The sequence below is a fragment of the Bartonella gliris genome, assembly GCF_045277155.1.
In the GTDB taxonomy this organism is placed as follows: Bacteria; Pseudomonadota; Alphaproteobacteria; order Rhizobiales; family Rhizobiaceae; genus Bartonella; species Bartonella gliris.
Genome location: NZ_CP123962.1, coordinates 318,357 through 337,581 on the forward strand (window position 1 = coordinate 318,357; position 19,225 = coordinate 337,581).

Here is a 19,225-nt window from a genome sequence, read left to right on the forward strand (position 1 = left end):
GTGAAAGAATGAATGCAGAAATGACTGAAAAAGTGGATGTTATGAATGAAGGTTACACAGCAGAGCAGCCCGTGTTTGATGATGATGGCTCTTTTGATGTTGATCATGATCTAGAAACGGTTGAGAGCAATGATGTCACGTCTACAGAGCCGGTTGCACAGTCCGTTGAAAAGCCTTCAGAGATAGTCCCAATTATAGAGCAACAGCGTGCAGAAACACAAGCCAACAAGGCACGTGAAGAGCTTGTCAAGTTTTATGATGCCCAATCCCAGATCCTCTCTTTTGAAAGTGACGATACACCGCCTGATTTAGAGCAAGATCCCGTAGGTCATATTCGGTGGATGGGAAAAAAGCTTCAAGAGCAGTACGCGTATATTAAAGAACAGCAGGAAGCGCAAAAGCAGGCGTTTGAACAGCAGCAATATAATACACATCTGAACCAGTTTTTAGAAAATTCTGTAACGGCGGTCAAAAGCAAATACAGTGATTTTGATGCTGCTGCAGATTTTCTTTATGATGCGCGCGCCAAACAATTAGGAGCTTTGTCAAGCATTTGTCCCGATTACGCAAATAAGAGCACGATAGATAGTATTATAGGTCAAGAGTTACGAACGATTGTAGCAACTTGTGCGCAAAGAGGGGTTAATCCAGCAGAAGAGCTTTATGCGATAGCAAAAAACCTTGGTTATCAATCACAGGCATCCAAAACATTACCAAGCAACGATCAGATTGCGGAGCTCCAAAGCCGACAGAATTCTGCGAGAACCTTAACGGCATCTGGTGGAGGGGGGAGTGTTGGACCAACCACTTTAGCAAGCATTGATAGGATGTCAGAAGAAGAATTTGACGCTTGGATATCCATTCCGAGAAATAAAGAAATATTCCGGCAATTACATGGTGCAGGTAACGGGTATTAAGTGCGCTTTTTTATAGAAACTAGCCTGTTTTATGCAGGGTTATGGTCCGGCTTTTAAGCCGGTTTTTTTATAGCAAAGAAAGGTAAAATCAATGGCATTAACAACAGTTAGAGCAGATGATCCTCATGCGATAAGCACGTGGTCAAAATTATTAAACACAGAAGTTTCAAAGGCGATACCTATTGCCCCTCTTATAGGCAAGGGTTCAAACAGCATTATTCAACTTAAAACCGAAACACAGAAGGGCAGAGGAGATTGTGTTACATTTAGCTTGCGTGCACAGCTTTTGGGACGGGGTGTCACCTCAGGGCAGACGCTTGAAGGCAATGAAGAGGCATTACAATTCCTTCATGACAGATTGTATATTGACGAGCTTTCGCATGCAGTTCGTGTAGAAAATGAAGGTAGTATAGCGCAGCAACGTACAACATTTGATTTGCGTGACGAAGCAAAAGATGGCTTGGTTGATTGGTATGCAGATCGCTTAAGCTTGATGTTTTTCATTCAAGCTTGTGGATATACAGCAAGGACAATCTCTTTTGAAGGTCGGATGATAGATATCGAGAATGTGCATTATGGATTTAATGAACCTCTGGAACCAAGCAGTAAGCGAATTATCCGTCCAGATAGTAAAACCAAGGATGAAGATCTAAGTGAAGCGCCAAAACACAGCTTTAGTTTGAAGCTTATCGACGAAGCTGTAAAAATGGCGAAACTTGCTAATCCCAAAATTCGACCAGTGCGTGTGAATGGGGAGAGTGTTTATGTTCTCTATTTGCATCCAACACAAGTTATGCAATTGCGTACCAATACAGATACTGGTCAGTGGCTTGATATTCAGAAAGCTGCTTACACAGGCTCTCGTGCGAAAAACCCAATCTTTGATGGTTCTTTAGGCATGTATAATGGTGTGATTTTACGTGAATCTGAACATGTCACCCATGGGGTTAAATCTACCGATCATACAGCGAAAAAAAGTGTGCGTCGCGCTGTTTTGCTTGGTGCACAGAGTATTGTTATGGCTTTTGGGAACAATCGCAATGTCAATCGCTATAAATTGGTGGAAGAGCATTTCGACTATCAACGTTACTATGGTTTGTCTGCGAAAACACTGATTGGCATGAAGAAAACCCGTTTCAAGTTTCCAAATAGCTCTCAAGCAGCGCAAGATTTTGGAACGATTGTTATCCCCACCTACAGCGGTGAACCTGATAATTAATCATAGGGAGGAAGCAAGACATGGCAGATCAATTACCACCTCCACTACAGGGGAGAAATCTTCACACCCAACAGGTGAGTTTCTTACGTTTGAATATCTCTCATAAAGATAAGCATCTTACGGAGAAAATTGGGATATTACCTCGTGGAGCTTTGATCACTTCGATTAAAGCGTTTGTTAAGACAGCTTTTCCAGAAGCAAAGTTGAAGATTGGAAGTACCTATGGAGGCAATGAGTTCAGTGAAAAGGACATCAAAACCCAAGAAACACAGGATTTTACGCCAACAGATCAAAAGGCTTTTGTAGCAGATGATACGGAGATGACTCTTTATGCAACACGAGACAAAACAACAGATGCTGGTGAATGTATTGTGGTTGTGCAATTCGTGACAAATCATTGAGGGGACAAGACATGGCAGATTATTTACCACAGCCCTTACAAGGGAGAAATCTTCATACCCAGCAGGTAAGCTTTTTGCGGCTTAATTTTAGCTATGAAGATAAAGAAAACGCTATGAGAATAGGCACGCTACCCCGTGGTGCTTTGATCACTTCGATTAAAGTTTACGTCAAGACAGCATTTTCAGGGGCGAAAGTCAAGTTTGGGAGTTGTCCTAAGGTAACAGATTTTAGTGAAGCGGATGTTGGTACACAGGGTATAAAACCTGTCACGATAAGTAATCAAAAGGAATTGGTCCCTTATGATGAAGAACTTACTCTCTATGCTAAAGCGGATAAAGAAGTTGCTTCTGGTGCGGCAACCATCGTTGTTGAATTCGTCACAAATCACTGAAATTGAGGTGGTTAATGCCTAGAAACTTTTTTAAGAAGTTGCATTGCTTTAATTTCCTTAATTTTAAGTGCAGTTCTTGTGAAGTGATAGGAAATAAAAAGAAGTGCGTTTCTGTTTTTACTACAACACAAGCAGGACGTGATTTACGACCTGAATCCTCACCCTTCTCAGATTGTTAATGCCATAAGTAATAGTATCTAACGACGTCACCTGCTTTAAACATTTTCGTCGCTTTTTAAAAGTTCATCTAAACCTCGGTCTAAGTCATCTAATATATCCTGCGGTGCATCAGTATAAGAAAAAGCTTGTGCACCGGAACGAGATTTTATCAATTGATTATATAAATCGATAGGAAGCATAATAATTTTTTCTCGTCCTCGCTTAGTTAAAGTTACGGGGGTGGACATTGCTTCGTCTAATATGTCACCCGTTCCGCGGTTTATATCTGTAAAACTATATTTTTTCATAAAAGCACTCCTATGAAATACATACTATACATATAATGCATAAAATATGTATTTTATGCAAATAGGGGTAATGTCAAGGAAAGTTTTTTACTGAGAGGTGTTTTTGATGTCACGTCAATTACATAAACGCTTATAAGGGGAGGACGGATATAGAAGAGGCAAGATGTTTTTTATCACAAAAGAATAATCTCTCATCTTGTATTTTAGTTATACAAGGATGAAATCAATGGCATAATGGATTAATGTACCAATCACTGATCAAGAAGAGGATTGTACACTCAGTTGCAAATTAAGGGCAGATAAGACAGCAACTAAGGTAGAAAGTTTAGGGTCACCTGTTTTGCTTAAAGAGCGGTATAAGCCACTGCGTTCACGATTGGTTTCTTTTGCTAAGGCACTCATATTTTGCGCTCTAGCAACGATACCAAGGGCATCCGCTATATGGGCAGCATCACCTGTTTTGAAGGCTTCATTGAGAAATATTTGTTGTTCCTCAGTGGTTTCAAGATATTCCTCTGGTCTAAATGGTGTAGTTTTCATCACTGTATTCCTCTTTTAACTTTAATGCTTGTTCAATATCTTTTTTCTGCGTTGATTTATCTCCACCGCATAACAAAAGGATAAAATCAGAGCCTTTTGGGGTAAAATAAATTCTGTAACCAGCCCCATAGTGGATACGTAATTCACCAATGCCATTAAAGAATTTAACATCACCTAAAAGGCCTTGTCTTAATCGTACAACACGTTGAAGAATAATAGCTCTAACGCTTTTATCTTTGAGTTTTTTAAGCCAAGTATCAAATTCTGTAGTTTTATGAATGGTTACCATCAGTGTACTATAGTGCACATGATGTGTAATGTCAAGTTAGTTTATAATTTTTGTATCACAGAAAGGTGTTTTGATGTCGCGTCATTACATTATGATTAGGACAGGAGGACCGATACAAGAAAATGCAGAGGTTTTTCGTCACAGAGGGACTTTTGCAAGGTTAGTATCTTCCATTCAAGACGAGATTGATGATATCACGGATGAATATGTTCCTCAAATACAAGAAAGTATTTTTGCTGCTATTCGTTTTTGTGAGAGAGAAAGCTTTTTCTTTAACGAAAGTCGAGATGTCTTTTTTACGACACAGACGGGCAAGAGTATCTATGATATTTCTGATACGCCACAGATTGAAACAGCTGTCAAAATCAACAGTGTTTTTGTTCATTCAAACCGGCAGCACAAGTCTCAACTGGAGCAGAAATCCCCTCTTGCTTTAGAGCCTTTTTTGTCGTCTGGACAGCAAGGGATGCCGGTTTATTACAGTTATTTTGATAAGAAATTGCATCTTTATCCCACGCCTGATGCTGCCTATCAAATTCAACTCATTCTCTCTCCCATGCGCTTGGCAGAAATAGAGAATGTTCACCAAGAGCACCCATGGTTTGTGTATGCGTTTGATCTGATTAAAGCGCGTGCAAAATATGAACTGTACAAGAATATCCTGAAAGACCCTGAATGTGCCACTGCTGCTTATAATGATTTTAAAGAACATTTGCATGAATTGCGTGCAGAGACGTCTCAACGCAATAACATAACAAGAATATTGCCAACGGATTTCTAAATGGTTTTTATCCCCATTGCCGATTACAGACCGGATGTTGCGGTTGTCAACAGCAACTTCACTGATAGGCTCGTGAATGTTTTGCCAGCAGATGGGAGTTACATCCCTATGCCTAGTGCTACGGTTATTTCTGCTCCATTGGAAGAGAAGATTTTTGGGGCGATCGCATTTAGAACAGGCAATGGCGTTAAGATTGTCGTAGGGGGTGCACAAAAGCTCTATAGTTATGATAGCCAAACGCGGGGTTGGAAAGACATTAGCCAAAGTGGTGTGACGTATCAGGCCAATGAGGAGAACAAATGGTCATTTGCATTGTTTGGAGAGACAATCATTGCGGTCAATAAAAATGATAAACCACAGGCTTTCAATATACGTTGTTCACAACAGTTTGCAGATTTAGATGGCAATCCCCCGAAGGCGGGTTTGGTTAAGATTTGGGGACCTTTTGTTTGTTTGATGCAACTTGCGGACAATCCAAACCGTGTGCATTGGTCAGGTTTGAATGATGCGACGCACTGGACGGTTAAACAGAAAAGTTGTGACTATCAAGATTTTCCGGATGGAGAATATGTTCAAGGGGCAACGGAAACAACCAATCCCATCATCTTTATGCGTTCTGCTGTTTATGCTGGTTCCTTTATTCCAGGCTCTGAGGTGGTGTTCAGTTTCCAAAAGATACAAGACAAGCGGGGAGCAAGAAGTGCTGGAGCCATTGCCTGTCTTGGCAGTGATGCCTTTTTTGCCGGTGATGGTGGCTTTTATCAGATTGGACCTGATGGTCAACTCTTGCCGATAGGTTTTGAAAAGGTTGACCGAATGGTCTTTTCGAGTTTTGGTAAGCTTGCTCTTGATGAAATGCAAGGTGTGATAGACCCTGTTTATAATCGTGTTTACTGGTTTTTGCAGAGTGGAAATAACCAGCAAACGACCTTTGTTTACGATTGGGGCTTGCAAAAATGGTCGACCATTCAGGGAGAGCCTTTTTCCTTTTTTCCTGTTTTTACGGCAGGCTATAGTTTGGAACAGTTGGATGAGATCTCGACCAGTCTTGAGTCCTTACCGGCTTCTCTTGACAGTTCGATTTGGCAAAGTGGTGCTCCAATGCTTGGTGCTTTTGATGGTCAAAGGAGGCTTGTTGTGTTTACAGGTGCTCCTATGGAAGCGGTTGTGGTTTCGCAAGAGATGGGGGCGCCGGATGGAAGCTTTAGCTTTATCACCAAGATGTTTGCAGAAGTAGATACTGTAGAAGGGCTTTTAAGTATAGGGGAACGGAGACTACGTAATAACCACACACCACTCATATGGCACGAAGAGAGAGCATGTTCGTTTGTGACTGGTGCTTATCATGGGCGTTCACGCAATCGCTATCACCGTTTCAAATTGCGCATTCCTGAGGGTGTTTCTTGGAAACATATTACGGGATTTAATGTGGATTTACGCTCTCTAGGCAGAGGCTAATGGCAAAAGTATTTTTGACCAGTTCTTGGGATATGGAGCGTATAGCTCCTTATCTTGAAGAGATATTGAATGCTTTTCGTCAATATGAAGAGCGGTTTAAACATGATTTTACGTTGCAAGAGCTTATCGAAGAGATTTGCAATGGCAAGAAGCAGTTGTGGTTGGTGCTTGATGATGATGATCAGTTTTTAGCAGCTGTCACCACACAAATACAAAAGACGGTTTTAGGCAAGAAGCGTGTGCTTGTTTGTGGTTGTAGCGGCAAGGGTGGGTTAGAGCTTGTTGATCACATAAGCGTTATAGAGGACTGGGCGCGTGAGAATGGTGCTTTTGAGATGGAGATCTTGGGACGTTTAGGGTGGAAACCGGCACTTATCAAGCAAGGCTATGGAATAGATATGGTATATTATAGAAAGGGACTAGAAGATGGGGGATAAAAAACGCCCAACTGAAACCAAACAAAATCAGGTACAAACTACAGCCCCTCCGTCTTGGGCGGAAAATCTTTTTAGGCAAGGGGGGGCTAATGCATCCCATCTTTTTAATTCAGGGGCTGGCGGTAATGTTTATGATGGAGTGCGTGTTGCACCTCTGAGTGCTCCAACCAGCCGTGCCATTGGTGGTCTTGGGAGTATTCCGTTACACTATCAAAACAGTTCCCTCATAAATTTGATCAAAAACCCAACATCTACAGCCAATAACCTTGGGATGATGGCTTCTGGTGGTCTGGTTGGCAATAATCCGCATTTTAATCAGGCACTTCAAGACTCTATGAATCGTGTACGGGATACCGTCAACAGCTCTTTTGCTGGAGCTGGTCGTTATGGCTCTGGTGCACATACGGATGTGTTGGCGCGTTCCCTTGATGCTTTGTCTACAAACGCCATGGCAAATCAGTACAATCAGGATGTGCAAAACATGATGAATGCCAATGCGATGATTGATCAATCCAATCAGAACCAGTTGGGAGCGGCAAATAATTTCTTACAGGGTTATGGCAATGCCTATTCCAATGCCTTACAGGGTTCATCACTGTTGAATGACTATAATCAAAGGCTTGTTGATGCAGGTCGTGAACGTTGGCTAGAGCAAGACAATAGGGATTGGAATAGACTGAATATGTTGATGAATGCCGCCCATGGTTTTGCGGGCAATTACGGCACGACAACAGGTAACAATACAGCTTCTCTTATACAGGGCAACAATCCTTGGAAAAACGCTATAGGACTTTTAGCTGGTGCTAGCCAATTTGTTGCTCCTTATTTGGGAAGAATATAGGGGGAGAGTAGGATGGAAAATAATAGCAATAACATTTTATCACGACTTCTTAAGTCTATGTATGTAATGGACCCATTGGCGTCGCATATAGTGATGCACAATCAACGTATGGCACATGCGCAACAACAGGCGAATACGTTGCCTTATTTAAGCCCTTCAGTCCCTGTTGGCACAATTGGTTCACAGTCGTACCCCTTAGGTTTATCTAAAGATATGCCGCCCTTACTGAATGTAAGTTCTGCTTTGAGATCACGCGGAATACAACCGAATGCGTTCTCTTCATCTCCTTCTATGTCTATGGCAACGTTTGATTCACCGGCACACGCATTAGGTTTGTCTAAGGATGTGGAGGCATTGCCTAATGCGCTTTCGGATTTGACGTTATTGCAACCACAACAAGCCCCGTTGTTAGAAACCTCTATTCCAACTGTACAAGCGGAGCCAACTCAATCTGTACCAATGGTACAACCACGAAAAGATACTGCTCCTCAACAGAGTTTTGGGATCAATTTCGTCATCCTGAATTATTACAAAGGCTATCGGATTATGCGATTGGTTATGCCTCATCAGATGGAACGATGGCACAAAGCTTGGCTAATGCAGCCATGAATCTTCGTCATGGTGATTTGGAAAGAGAACAAAGAAAGCAACTTAACCAAACCGTCGAGTATTTAAAATCTAAAGGCTACAATGAAGAAGAAGCTTCTGTCATGACACGTAATCCTCAAATACTTAGTGCATTGTTCACAAGTGGCGATGCCCCTAAGTTAAGTCAGGGGTTCCAGTGGTATGACAATCCAGAGACCGGTGAACGTGAAATGAGACCGATTAAAGGGTCACCACAGGAACTTGAGTACGAACAGAAGAAGGCAGAAATAGAAGGGATAGAAAAAAATAAGAGAAATGCTGTGTTGAAAGCTAAAGAGGAAATCAATCTTGCTATGGGGGCAGTACATGATGCCCTTAACATTATAGAGCGTAATCCCAATTGGGCTGCGGGTCGGGGCGGTTATATAGCTCAACTTTTACCAGCGAGTGATGCAAAAACATTAAAAAATAAATTCACTCAACTTCAAGGTGGAATCTTTAAACGGGTAATTGCAGGGATCAAAGAACAAAGTAAGAATGGAACAATGGGGGTTGGACCGTTATCTGATACAGAAAGCAAGTGGCTGGTATCATCTTATGGTGCTTTGGATGTCGGCGAAAAACCTGAAGAATTACATAAAACGCTTTCAAATATTAAAGAGATGTTTAGACTTTTTGAAAAGCTCTCTGATGAAGAAATTTATAATTTGTCAGAAGGAATTAAGATAAAGCAGCGTCCGAAATCCTCTTCAGATAATATGAGAAATGCCGTTACGGCAGAAAATGGTCAAAATTCTACCGACTATCTGATGCTTCCGGAAAAGTATGCCGGTGTGTCGGTTATCACTACAAATGAAGCTGTTCAAAATCTTCCAAAAGGATCAAAATTTGCATTTCATACTCAAGATGGCATAAGGATTTATGAGAGGTAAGTTGTAGAATGTCTTCTCCTAACAACTACAGCAGTCAAATACCAGATTGGCTTAAAAAATACAGATTAGTTGACATTATTCCAAATAATTCGATTCCCACAGGTTTTGAAGGTAATAAAAATCAACCTGTACCGGATTGGCTTAAAGAATACAAATTGGTTGATATTATTCCAAATACCTCGTCTTTTACAGATTATGAAAATGCTCAACAGTCTCCAGAAATTACGCAAAGTGAAGCTTTTTGGAACTCTTTAAAGCATGGTTTGAGTTTTAATTTAGATGATGAGATTGCGGGGATTACAGCGGCAGGACGTGATGATGAGAATGAGAATGCACTAAAGGCTTTTGGAAAGGGACTTATCGGATATTGGTTATCTGGAGATAAGAAATACGAAGATAAGTATGACAAAGCAGTCAATAAATTACGTGATTATCAACGTAGGGTAAGCAATGCGCATTATTGGACGTCTTTAGGTGGAAATGCTTTAGGTTCGGCACTCCCTTCACTTGCGACGTTAGGAACAGGAGCGGTTGCAGGGCTTGTTGGAAGGGTAGCGCCTCATGTTGCTTCAAAATTAGGTCAAGCCTTTTTGAAAGTGGGGCAAACGCCGGTAGGAAGAGCGGGGCGATATGTAGGCGAAAAGGCAAGCCCATTTTTAGGTATCACGAAAAACACAACACTTCCTCATTTGCTTAAAGTTGGTGCGGCATCTGGTGCAGCACATGGAGCAGGTGAAGGAGAGGGGGTTGGTAGTAGGCTTACAAGTGCAGCAGTTGGTGGAGGATTGGGAGCAGCAGGCACAGCGGTTGGGAGCTTAGTTGGTTCCGCGCTTGGTTCTACTGTCGGCGGAATACGAAGACTTCTTTCCCCTTCTCATAAGCAAGGTGTTTCAAAAGACGTGTTAAGAGAAATTAGTAAGCATTTAAGCAATGATGCTTCTGAAGAGCTTGGAAAATCTTTTGGTCGTTCCAAAAGTCCTACAGATTATGTTGTAGATCACAGCCCAATTTTACAGGATTTAGTGTTTGAACTCTCAAGGAAAAATCCGGATGCTTCCCTTGATTTTATCGAAAGAGCCGCCGCGAGAGCGCTGGGAGGAGGGGAGCGTATTCATCAGGCAGCAGATGAACACTTTGTTCCTCGTCAAAATGTCACAGGTTTAAAAGATGATCTTATTGCAAGCAAGAAAGCAGCGACAGATAGTCTTTACGAAATAGCCAAGAAAACGCCGATAGGAGAAAAATATTATGGTGCTCTTAATGAATTAATGGAGCGTCCTTATTTTAAACAAGCTTATGACGAAGGATTAAAGGAGTTCACGAGTGGTGGGAACAAAGTCAGTCCGTTTTCGTCTCAAAAGTTTAGTCTCCTTAAAGAAAAACCGAACATGGGGCTTCTTCATGAAACGCAGCGTAAACTTCGTTTTATGACAGATACAGCAAGGAACATGAGAGATGATAGCAAAGTTCGTACCTTATTAGGTATCCGGAAAAAATTGTTAGAGCTTATGGATGATATATCGTCTGAATATAAGAAAGGACGGGCATTGTATCATCAATATAGTGCACGTGTAGACGCCATGGATGCAGGCTCCAAAATCCTTAGCAAGTCGGTTAATAAGGATGAATTCAGTAAAATTTTTGATGAATTACCAGAGGGACAACAAAAATACTTTAAAAAGGGATCAAGGGGAGAACTTTTCGAGGGCATGAGGCAAACGACAGATAAAGTCTCCAAAGCAAAAGAGATTTTTGATACGGATGATCTTTATGAAAGATTTGCAAAGATTTACGGAGCAGATAAAGCTTCTGCTGTTAAGAAGGTTGTCAATAAAGAAGCCAATTATGCAGATCTTTATAACAGAATACCCAATCGTATAGCGAATAAAGAGATATCTTTTACGCATAATATGCATATGCCTACCAGTACCCAAGATGCAGCCTTGCAGGTTGGAAAAGCAGCGGTGAAGGCTTCTTCTATTCCCTTCAAAGAAGCGGCTTTAAGAGAGCGTCAACGCATTGAAAAGGATATCGTCAAGTTATTAACAGGTGGTTCAAAAATTTCCAATGATAAAATTGTAGAGCTCATTCAAAGCATGGTGACAGCGCATAATCGCGGATACGTTACAAAAGAGTGGGTGAACCAATTTTTGGCTTCGTTGCTTGGAGGAGGAGGAAAAGCATTGGCTGGTCAATTTAATATGCTGAGTACACCAAGGTAGGGGAGAATGTATAAAGCTATGACCCGTTATAGTCCTTCTGTTAATCAAGCGATACGGCAAACAGCAGCGCGTTATGGCTTGCCAGAGAGTTATTTATACCGTGTTGCGCAAGTGGAAAGTGGAGGCAATCCGAATGCAAGGAATCCCCGCTCTTCTGCTGGTGGTTTGTATCAATTTATCGATAGCACAGCCAAACAATATGGTTTGCAGGATAGGTTTGACCCCATGCAAGCGGCAGATGCCATGGGGCGCTTGACACTTGATAATCGCAATCATTTAAGCCGCCTGTTGGGGAGAGCCCCTAGTGAAGCGGAGTTGTATTTAGCACATCAACAAGGGGCAGGAGGAGCCGCGCGGCTTCTTCAAAATCCCCATGCCAATGCGGCGCAAATTGTTGGGAGCAATGCAGTTGGCTTGAATGGTGGAAACAATGCTATGCGTGCAAGTGATTTTGTGAACCGTGTATTACAGATGTATGGTGGGCAGCAGGCAAGGAGCCCATCTCCTGTTGCTTATGGTCATCCTATAGCACAGGGAAAATTTGGCAATAGAGACAATTTGCTCGAGGTTTTAAGGGCATTATTAGCATCACAAGAAGAAGCTTCGGAAGAAGAAGAGAGTGATGATGATAATCCTTTGATGACGCAATTTATGCGGGCGTTTTACGGACCATTTTACCGGAACTAGGATTCATGAGAAATGTCAACGATCTATGATTGGTCGCTTAGAGCGGCGGATAATACGCGCGTGGATGATTTGATTGATTGGTCAGAGGGACAGCACCCTAGCAGTGTGAATACGAGCGCCCGTGTGATGATGCAAAGGATAAGTGAGTATTTATCGGATACGGGTGGAGCGCTTGAAGGCATTGTTACAAATGATCATGTCCAACAAACGAGTGTGATAAGACTTGCAAGCACCTCACAGTTTTTAGAGTATAAGAATGGTATCCTTTTGCGCTTTATGGCTATGGGTAAGAATGTTGGAGCGACCACGATTGTCTTAAATGATTTAGTTGCTAAGCCGGTTTATAAGGCGACAGAATTAGGCATCAGTGCATTATCGGGAGGGGAAATCCAACAAGGGTGCATTTATACATTGGTTTATAATGGAGATCATTGGCATCTTGTTAATCCTACCTCTATCCCTTTAGAAGAAGAAAGCAGTCTTTATCCCACGGGTTTTATAGGAACATTTGGAATGCGCGGGATTCCAAAGGATTGGTTACCCTGTGATGGGAAAGCTTATTTGCGTCGTGATTATCGTGATTTATTTGAGACAATAGGAACGGTTTGGGGAGAGGGGGATGGCGTTGAGACGTTTAATGTTCCAGATTTTCGAGGGATGTTTTTACGGGGTGTTGATGGAGGGCGCAATATTGATGAAGGGCGTTCTTTTGCAAGTGTGCAAACAGATTTAATCGAGGCGCATCAACATCAAGGACAGAGCCTTTCGATGTCTCATTTTACCAGCAACGAAAACTTTTGGGATGGGAATACGACGGATGTGTTGGGCTATCGTCTAGGCTTGTTTGGGGGGAGTTCTCTAGCGAATTTTATGGGCATAGAGCGTGAGAATTTAGGGGGATACATTGTAAGTTCTCATACTCTTGATGAGAGCCAAGAGGTTGTTTTGGAGAGCACTGGTGAAGGCGAGACGCGTCCAGTAAATGTGAGTGTTCTGTTTGCGATTAAGACATGAGGTTTAAGATGTCGACGATCTATGATTGGTCTTTAAATGCCTCCTTGAATGCCTATTGTGATGATTTGATTGATTGGTCAAAAGGACAACGTCCTAGCAGCGTGAATAATAGCGCCCGTGTGATGATGCAGCGTGTACGTGAATATTTATCCGATACGGGTGGTGTGATTGAAAATACCTTTAGGGTTGATGCTGAACAACAGACGACGTTGATAAGACTTCAAAGTAAATCTCATTTTTTGAAATATAAGAATGGGATATCAATATGTTTTAAAGCAAAGGGTAAGAATGTTGGAGAAACCGCAATTGCCTTGAATGATTTAGCCGCTAAACCTGTTTACAAGGCAACGGAATTAGGCATGCGTGCTTTATCGGGAGGCGAACTTCAAAGGGGATGCATTTATAGCTTGGTTTATAGGGATCATGCTTGGCAAGTTTTAAATCCTACGCCTCTCTCTTTATCACAAGAACCGGTTATTCCCGTTTATCCTACAGGGACCATAGGGATTTTTGGGATGCAAGTTTTGCCAGAGGGCTGGTTACCCTGTGATGGGAAGGCTTATTTGCGCAGTGATTATAGTGATCTGTATGCAGCAATAGGAACAAGGTGGGGAGGAAGTGATAGTTCGACCAAGTTTAACGTTCCTGATTTGCGTGGTGTTTTTTTACGAGGTGTTGATGATGACCGCGAGATAGACCGCTTTCGTTATCTTGGCACTTTACAAAATGATGCTATGAGAAAGCATGACCATGGGGGGCAATCCTTTACGATTTTGAATGATGAAGATGAGGAAGAGAGTTGGCATGGTGATATGACGATCATCTGGGGGTATGTGTTGAATGAACAGCAAAGGGTAAAGCTTGCAGAACGTCTGGATGTGAGAGCAGAGGATATACGCGTGCACCATAAGCTAGCCTTTCCCCATTCCCACCTTCATATGCGTGATGTTGAATTGGTAAGTTCAGGTGTAAGTGAGACGCGCCCGATTAATATGAGTGTTGTGTTTGGAATCAAGACGTGAGGTTTAAGATGTCGACGATTTATGATTGGTCTTTAACGGCATCTGAGAATGGTGGGGCTGATGCTTTGATTAATTGGTCAGAGGGACAGCATCCTAACACGGTCAATAACAGTGCTCGTGTTATGATGCAACGGGTGAGGGAATATTTATCGGATACAGGTGGAGTGCTTGAAGGGATTGTGACGGGTGATGATCAACAAAAGACGAGTGCGATAAGGCTTCTAAGCCAATCGGCATTTTTAGAGTATAAGAATGGCATATCGGTTTGTTTTAAAGCGAAGGGAAAGAATGTAGGGGCGACAACAATTGCTTTGAATAATTTAGTTGGCAAGCCCGTTTATAAGGCGACAGAAACCGGTTTATTAGCTTTATCGGGAGGAGAGATACAAGATGGTTGTCTTTATACGCTTGTGTATGATGAAGAGCTTACGGGGTGGCAAGTTCTCAACCCGACAAGGGGCAAAGTTTCTTCATTAAAACGCTTACCTTCTGGTCTGATAGGACCGTTTGCAATGGAACGCTTGCCGGATGGTTGGTTGCCTTGTGATGGGCGTGCTTATTCACGGCTTGTTTATTGGGATTTATTTTGTGTAATAGGAACGACGTGGGGAGAGGGAGATGGCGTTAGGACGTTTAATGTTCCCGATTTTCGGGGGATGTTTTTACGAGGACTGGATTATGAACGCAATCTAGATCCTTGGCGTTCTTTTGCAAGTGTACAACCCTGTTCTTTAAAAGCGCATGAACATTTTATAGGTCCAGCGTTATCAGAAGGTCTTTCTTCTCGTAAAAAACGGGATGTTTCTTCTTCTGAAGCTTTCTTGCAAAGGCGAAAGAGATTGGTAGACGAAGAGTGTGTAGGTTTGAGTGGGGATGCCTTATCCAAGTGTAATAAAGAATTTGACCAAATAGCAGGAAGTTCACAGTCAGAAGTTCCCTTTTGGTTTACAGAACAAGACAAACCGCCACGCTTACCGTGGTTTATCAGGAGTCCCTTTGCTAATTTTTTATATTATTCAACGCCTATAACAGAAGGGCTGAATGACAGAGCGCATCATGAACATCACCTTATGGCAGAGAGGGTTGGTGGTGTTGAAACGCGCCCCGTTAATGTGAGTGTAATTTATGGAATAAAGACATGAGGATATGAAATGTTATTAAAGCCGTTTGCGATATCAGAGATTAGCGACCCGTCCCAAGTACGGGTCGTTTTGTATTCGGGGGGAGGCTTTGTACATGCGCCGCTTGATGGCGTTTTTGATTTACTGAAAGCAGCTTTGAAAACGGAGCTTGATGGATCTGTGAAAGATTTAGAGAAGCGCTTAGAGACATTAAGAGAAGATTTTGAAGATTTGAAAAAGTGTTCATTATTAGACGAAGTACTCTGAATGATGTGAGGAGGAAAGCAGATGAAGATACCCGATCATGAACATGAATATTTGATACCTATCGCGACGAGAGAAGAAGTGATAGCAGGAACTTCTCAAGACAGCGTTATTGTTCCCAAGCTTTTAGGGACGGCCTCTTTGTATTCGTATGAAACCTTTGCGCCGTTAGAGCAGGTTGTTAATGCGAGGCAAGAAGCTGAAAAAGCCATGGCGCGTGCGAATGGCGCGCAACAAACAGCAGATCAAGCGAAAACTATAGCAGACAGTGTCAAGGAATTATCGGATGCAGCAGCGACGACGATAGCGCAAGCAGCCAGCACAGCAGCGAGTGCAGTTGCTGTAGCTTCTGAAGCCAAGACAACAGCAGAGACAGCTTTAGAGCAGGCAAATACGGCATTAACAGCATCCAATGCCGCTAAGACAACAGCAGAGGTATCGAAAGTCTCTGTAGAAGATTCCAAGATGAAATCAGAAGCAGCCGAGAGGTTAGCGCAAGAAGCCAAGCGTATTGCGGAGGATACTAAAAGTACAGCCGATAGAGTGACGACAGCGGTCACGGAAAGCTCTCAAATAGTGACACAAATACAAGGCACAGTAGAGACAGCTTTGACAGAGGCAAGAGAAGCCAAGGCAACGGCAGGAGATGCAAAAACACTTTCCGAACAAACCAAAAGCGCTTTTGATGATGCCAAGCAGGTGATGGGTGAGGTGAAGAATGTTGCAGAAACAGCGGCAGCGAGCAGTGGGCAAGCCCTCACCACAGCGAATGAAGCCAAGAGTGCAGCGGATACAGCATCTTCGGTAGCTGGTGATGCAAAAGAAACGGCGTCTAAAGCCCTGTCGGTAGCGAATGATCTTAAGCAATCGGTTGATTATGTTAAGAATACAGTTGAGGGAGTCAAAAGGACAGCAGAAGGGGTAGAACAGAAGGCTTTAACAGTAGAAGACGTTGCTACACAAGCCAAGACTAAAGCCGATGAAGCCAAACAATTGGTTGAAGAAGTTAAGACGACAGCGCATTCGGCAGAAACGTTAGCGAATAATGCAAAGCGGTTAGCGGATAGCGCAAAAAACACAGCGGTGGAAGCGAAAAATAAAGCAGAGGATGCTTATGTACTTTCGCAAGAAGCTAAGAGCACAGCAGAAACGGCAGAAGAGAAAGCCGCAAGAGCCGAAAAGAAGGCGGATGATGCGACAGTCACAGCTTCTGAAGCCAAGACTATGGCGCAAGAGGCAAAACAGGCGTTAGAGACAGCAACAGCGCAACAAGATGCTTCTGAAACACTGTCTAAAGCCGCTGAAGCGAAGAAAGTAGCAGATCAGGCAGCAACGTTAGCCAATGAAAGTAAAACGACAGCTGTTGAGGCAAAAGGTTTAGTCGAGGAAGTACAACAATCGGTAGCGACAGCGACAGAAACAGCAGAAGATGCAAAAAATACAGCAAGGAAAGCGACAGTAGATATTATTTCTATCAAGGCAAAGGCTTTAACAGCAGAGAGCGTAGCTAATGAAGCCAAAGTAGCATCAGAAACCGCTGTTAGGGCGGCGAATACAGCGAAGACCACAGCAGAAGAAGCCAAGAGTGCAGCGGATACAGCAACAGCGACGGCTCTTCAAACCCAACAGAGTGCAACAGAAGCTTCTAGGATAGCCTTGGAAGCAAAAGCGGCAGCAGAGTCTGCGGCGCGTTTAGGAGAGACAGCAGGGCAGGTAAGTTCAGAAGCGGTGAAGGGTATAGCGGAAGAGGCAAAGAGTAAAGCCGAAGCAGCTGAGAAGGTTGCACAAGAATCTCAAGGTGCTTTGGATGAACTAAAACAAGTTGCCAATAGTGCGAAGTCGATAGCGGAAGAAGCAAAAAAGGTTTCTGAAAGCGCCCAGAAGAAGGTAGTACAGGTAGAGACAGTAGCCGATGAAGCCGAAAAAATTGCTAAAGAAGCCAAACAGACAGCTGGTTATGCTAACCATGAGGCGGCACAAGCGCGCAGTGAGGCGGAAAAGGCAAAAAGCACAGCGAATGAAGCGTGGAGTAAAGCTTACGACGCGAATGAGGCAGCCAATAATGCTAAGGTTATAGCAAGATTAGCGGAAATGGCAGGCGAAGAAGCCAAGAAAATAGCGGAGAAAGCCGATGACCGAGCGTATGAAGCCAAGAATGAAGTAGAAAAAGCCAAGGATATAGCGAGTAATGCAAAATATATAGCAGAACAAGCGCAGAGGGCAGCCGAAGCAGCGGGTAAAAAAGCGGCGTCTTTGGAAGAAGAAGCGGAAGAGGCACAAAAAACAGCCAAAGAAGCCAAGGAGTCTGCTGGTTATGCAAGACATGACGCGGGGCAAGCCCGTAGTCAGGCAGAAAAGGCAGAGAATATAGCCTCGTCTGCGATGAGTAGGGTTATCGATATCAATCAAGTGGTTGAGAATTTTAAAGCCCCCGTAAGTTTAGCGCGGATGTACTCAGAAGAAGCCAAGAAAAAAGCCGAGGCAGCAGATTCAAAAGCCTATCAAGCCAAGAGCGAAGCCGAAAAAGCCAAGGAAGTTGCCGATAGAGCGAAAAGAACAGCAGAAGAAGCCAAAACAACCGCCGATACGACGAAGCAAGAGCTTGGTGGTATCAAGAGTTCCCTAGCAACGGCAACAACAGCCCATACAGTAGCCTCACAGGCAAAAGTGCTAGCGGAAGAGATAAACAATTTACTGAAACGGTCTAATTTAACGGTTCTTTCAATCTCCACACCGTTTCTTGTTGCGACAGGCAAAGCGCAATTAACCGTGAAAAAAGGAACCTATCTAACTTTGCCACGAACTCATGATATTTTGGTTGCAAGTTATGCGGCAGATACAAGAATAAACGTTCCTTCTCTTTCGGCAGGTAAGGATTATTATGTCTATTTGGTTTCTGATGGAAAGCAGTCTCATAAAATTGTTGTATCAGAAAACTCTACGTATCCAAACGGTTACAGCGTCAATAATTCGCGCAAGATAGGAGGGTTTCATACGCTTTGTGCGGATGTTGGTACGATTTCTGGTCACCCCTTGTCTGGTTATAGGGCAGGGGATATTTTACCCAATTCAGTTTGGTGTTTAAATCACCGCCCGTATAGTTCACCAGAGGGAATGGTCTACGACCCCTCTACAGATCTTTGGGTTGATATTTATCTTCAATCAGGGACGGGTGAAAATACGAAATCAATGTATCGTACCAATATAATAACAAACCGTAATTATACCGAACATGTAACAGATATGGCGCGTGTTAAAAAATCTTTACTGAGTGATGAAGCGTTTGCTTCTGCTATGTATGGAAGCAATGAAAAGACACATATTGTTGGCAAGAAAGAACCAACCTCTAAGGTTTCAGGTGGATATAAGGATACGGCGAATCGTCGAATGATCTCGCATATCGGTTGTGAGGATGGTTGCGGTTATGTTTGGCAATTTTTATCGGGCACGTTTCCTATACCCATAAGCCGTACGCAAAATACGTTTGAAATGAGAGCATTGTTAGGGGGTGGTAGCTGGAGTAATACAACGGATAATGGGCGTTTTACTCGAGCCGCCATGATCGTCAATGGTGGAAATGAACAAGTTGCGGCGCGTGGATGTAGCCATACGCGTCATTTTGTTTAGGAGGGA

Annotated in this window: 20 protein-coding genes; 17 read left to right on the forward strand and 3 right to left on the reverse strand. The window is 42.9% G+C overall.

Going from position 1 to position 19,225, the window contains the following annotated elements; all coding sequences use genetic code 11:
• Positions 1-8: 8 nt before the first annotated feature.
• The 4 genes from QHG54_RS01435 (at position 9) to QHG54_RS01450 (ending at position 2,929) form a co-directional block, all read left to right on the forward strand.
• Positions 9-917: a hypothetical protein gene (locus tag QHG54_RS01435; RefSeq protein ID WP_406604306.1), complete on the forward strand. Its 909-nt coding sequence runs from the start codon at positions 9-11 to the stop codon at positions 915-917.
• 91 nt (positions 918-1,008) lie between these two features.
• Positions 1,009-2,136 (forward strand): N4-gp56 family major capsid protein, encoded by a 1,128-nt coding sequence (locus QHG54_RS01440; RefSeq protein WP_406604307.1) that lies wholly within the window; start codon positions 1,009-1,011, stop codon positions 2,134-2,136.
• Between the two features lie 20 nt (positions 2,137-2,156).
• Entirely contained in the window at positions 2,157-2,537 is a 381-nt protein-coding gene (locus tag QHG54_RS01445; protein ID WP_406604308.1) for a hypothetical protein, read from the forward strand.
• An 11-nt stretch (positions 2,538-2,548) separates the two neighbouring features.
• Complete coding sequence (locus tag QHG54_RS01450; RefSeq protein ID WP_406604309.1) at positions 2,549-2,929, forward strand: hypothetical protein; 381 nt, start codon at positions 2,549-2,551, stop codon at positions 2,927-2,929.
• A 215-nt stretch (positions 2,930-3,144) separates the two neighbouring features.
• Here QHG54_RS01450 and QHG54_RS01455 read toward each other — a convergent pair whose 3' ends face one another.
• The 3 genes from QHG54_RS01455 to QHG54_RS01465 form a co-directional block, all read right to left on the reverse strand.
• Complete coding sequence (locus QHG54_RS01455; protein ID WP_406604310.1) at positions 3,145-3,396, reverse strand: type II toxin-antitoxin system Phd/YefM family antitoxin; 252 nt, start codon at positions 3,394-3,396, stop codon at positions 3,145-3,147.
• Positions 3,397-3,654: 258 nt separating this feature from the next.
• Entirely contained in the window at positions 3,655-3,936 is a 282-nt protein-coding gene (locus tag QHG54_RS01460; RefSeq protein WP_406604311.1) for an addiction module antidote protein, read from the reverse strand.
• Complete coding sequence (locus tag QHG54_RS01465) at positions 3,917-4,225, reverse strand: type II toxin-antitoxin system RelE/ParE family toxin (protein ID WP_406604312.1); 309 nt, start codon at positions 4,223-4,225, stop codon at positions 3,917-3,919. Before QHG54_RS01465 ends, QHG54_RS01460 begins: the two co-directional genes overlap by 20 nt.
• A 73-nt stretch (positions 4,226-4,298) precedes the next feature.
• Between QHG54_RS01465 and QHG54_RS01470 the strand changes: the two genes are divergently transcribed.
• The 13 genes from QHG54_RS01470 to QHG54_RS01530 are packed head-to-tail and all read left to right on the forward strand — an operon-like array spanning position 4,299 to position 19,219.
• Entirely contained in the window at positions 4,299-5,006 is a 708-nt protein-coding gene (locus tag QHG54_RS01470) for a hypothetical protein (RefSeq protein WP_406604313.1), read from the forward strand.
• Positions 5,007-6,464 (forward strand): hypothetical protein, encoded by a 1,458-nt coding sequence (locus QHG54_RS01475; RefSeq protein WP_406604314.1) that lies wholly within the window; start codon positions 5,007-5,009, stop codon positions 6,462-6,464.
• Complete coding sequence (locus QHG54_RS01480; protein WP_406604315.1) at positions 6,464-6,901, forward strand: hypothetical protein; 438 nt, start codon at positions 6,464-6,466, stop codon at positions 6,899-6,901. The genes QHG54_RS01475 and QHG54_RS01480 overlap by 1 nt, the downstream gene beginning before the upstream one ends.
• Entirely contained in the window at positions 6,891-7,742 is an 852-nt protein-coding gene (locus QHG54_RS01485) for a hypothetical protein (protein WP_406604316.1), read from the forward strand. The genes QHG54_RS01480 and QHG54_RS01485 overlap by 11 nt, the downstream gene beginning before the upstream one ends.
• 12 nt (positions 7,743-7,754) lie before the next feature.
• A complete protein-coding gene (locus tag QHG54_RS01490; protein ID WP_406604317.1) occupies positions 7,755-8,351 on the forward strand; it encodes a hypothetical protein in 597 nt (198 codons plus the stop codon).
• Entirely contained in the window at positions 8,321-9,262 is a 942-nt protein-coding gene (locus QHG54_RS01495) for a hypothetical protein (RefSeq protein ID WP_406604318.1), read from the forward strand. The genes QHG54_RS01490 and QHG54_RS01495 overlap by 31 nt, the downstream gene beginning before the upstream one ends.
• Positions 9,263-9,270: 8 nt before the next feature.
• Positions 9,271-11,484 carry a hypothetical protein gene (locus QHG54_RS01500; protein ID WP_406604319.1) on the forward strand — a complete coding sequence of 738 codons (2,214 nt, stop codon included), beginning with the start codon at positions 9,271-9,273 and terminating at the stop codon, positions 11,482-11,484.
• An 18-nt stretch (positions 11,485-11,502) separates the two neighbouring features.
• Positions 11,503-12,171, forward strand: a complete 669-nt coding sequence (locus QHG54_RS01505; RefSeq protein ID WP_330168762.1) for a transglycosylase SLT domain-containing protein — start codon at positions 11,503-11,505, stop codon at positions 12,169-12,171.
• 12 nt (positions 12,172-12,183) lie between these two features.
• Complete coding sequence (locus QHG54_RS01510) at positions 12,184-13,185, forward strand: phage tail protein (RefSeq protein ID WP_330169250.1); 1,002 nt, start codon at positions 12,184-12,186, stop codon at positions 13,183-13,185.
• Positions 13,186-13,193: 8 nt separating this feature from the next.
• Entirely contained in the window at positions 13,194-14,207 is a 1,014-nt protein-coding gene (locus QHG54_RS01515) for a phage tail protein (RefSeq protein ID WP_317993822.1), read from the forward strand.
• Between the two features lie 8 nt (positions 14,208-14,215).
• Entirely contained in the window at positions 14,216-15,349 is a 1,134-nt protein-coding gene (locus QHG54_RS01520; protein WP_330168176.1) for a phage tail protein, read from the forward strand.
• A 9-nt stretch (positions 15,350-15,358) separates the two neighbouring features.
• Positions 15,359-15,595: a hypothetical protein gene (locus QHG54_RS01525; protein WP_317993820.1), complete on the forward strand. Its 237-nt coding sequence runs from the start codon at positions 15,359-15,361 to the stop codon at positions 15,593-15,595.
• A 21-nt stretch (positions 15,596-15,616) separates the two neighbouring features.
• On the forward strand, positions 15,617-19,219 hold the full coding sequence (locus QHG54_RS01530) for a hypothetical protein (protein ID WP_406604320.1): 3,603 nt from the start codon (positions 15,617-15,619) through the stop codon (positions 19,217-19,219).
• The last annotated feature ends 6 nt before the right edge of the window (positions 19,220-19,225 follow it).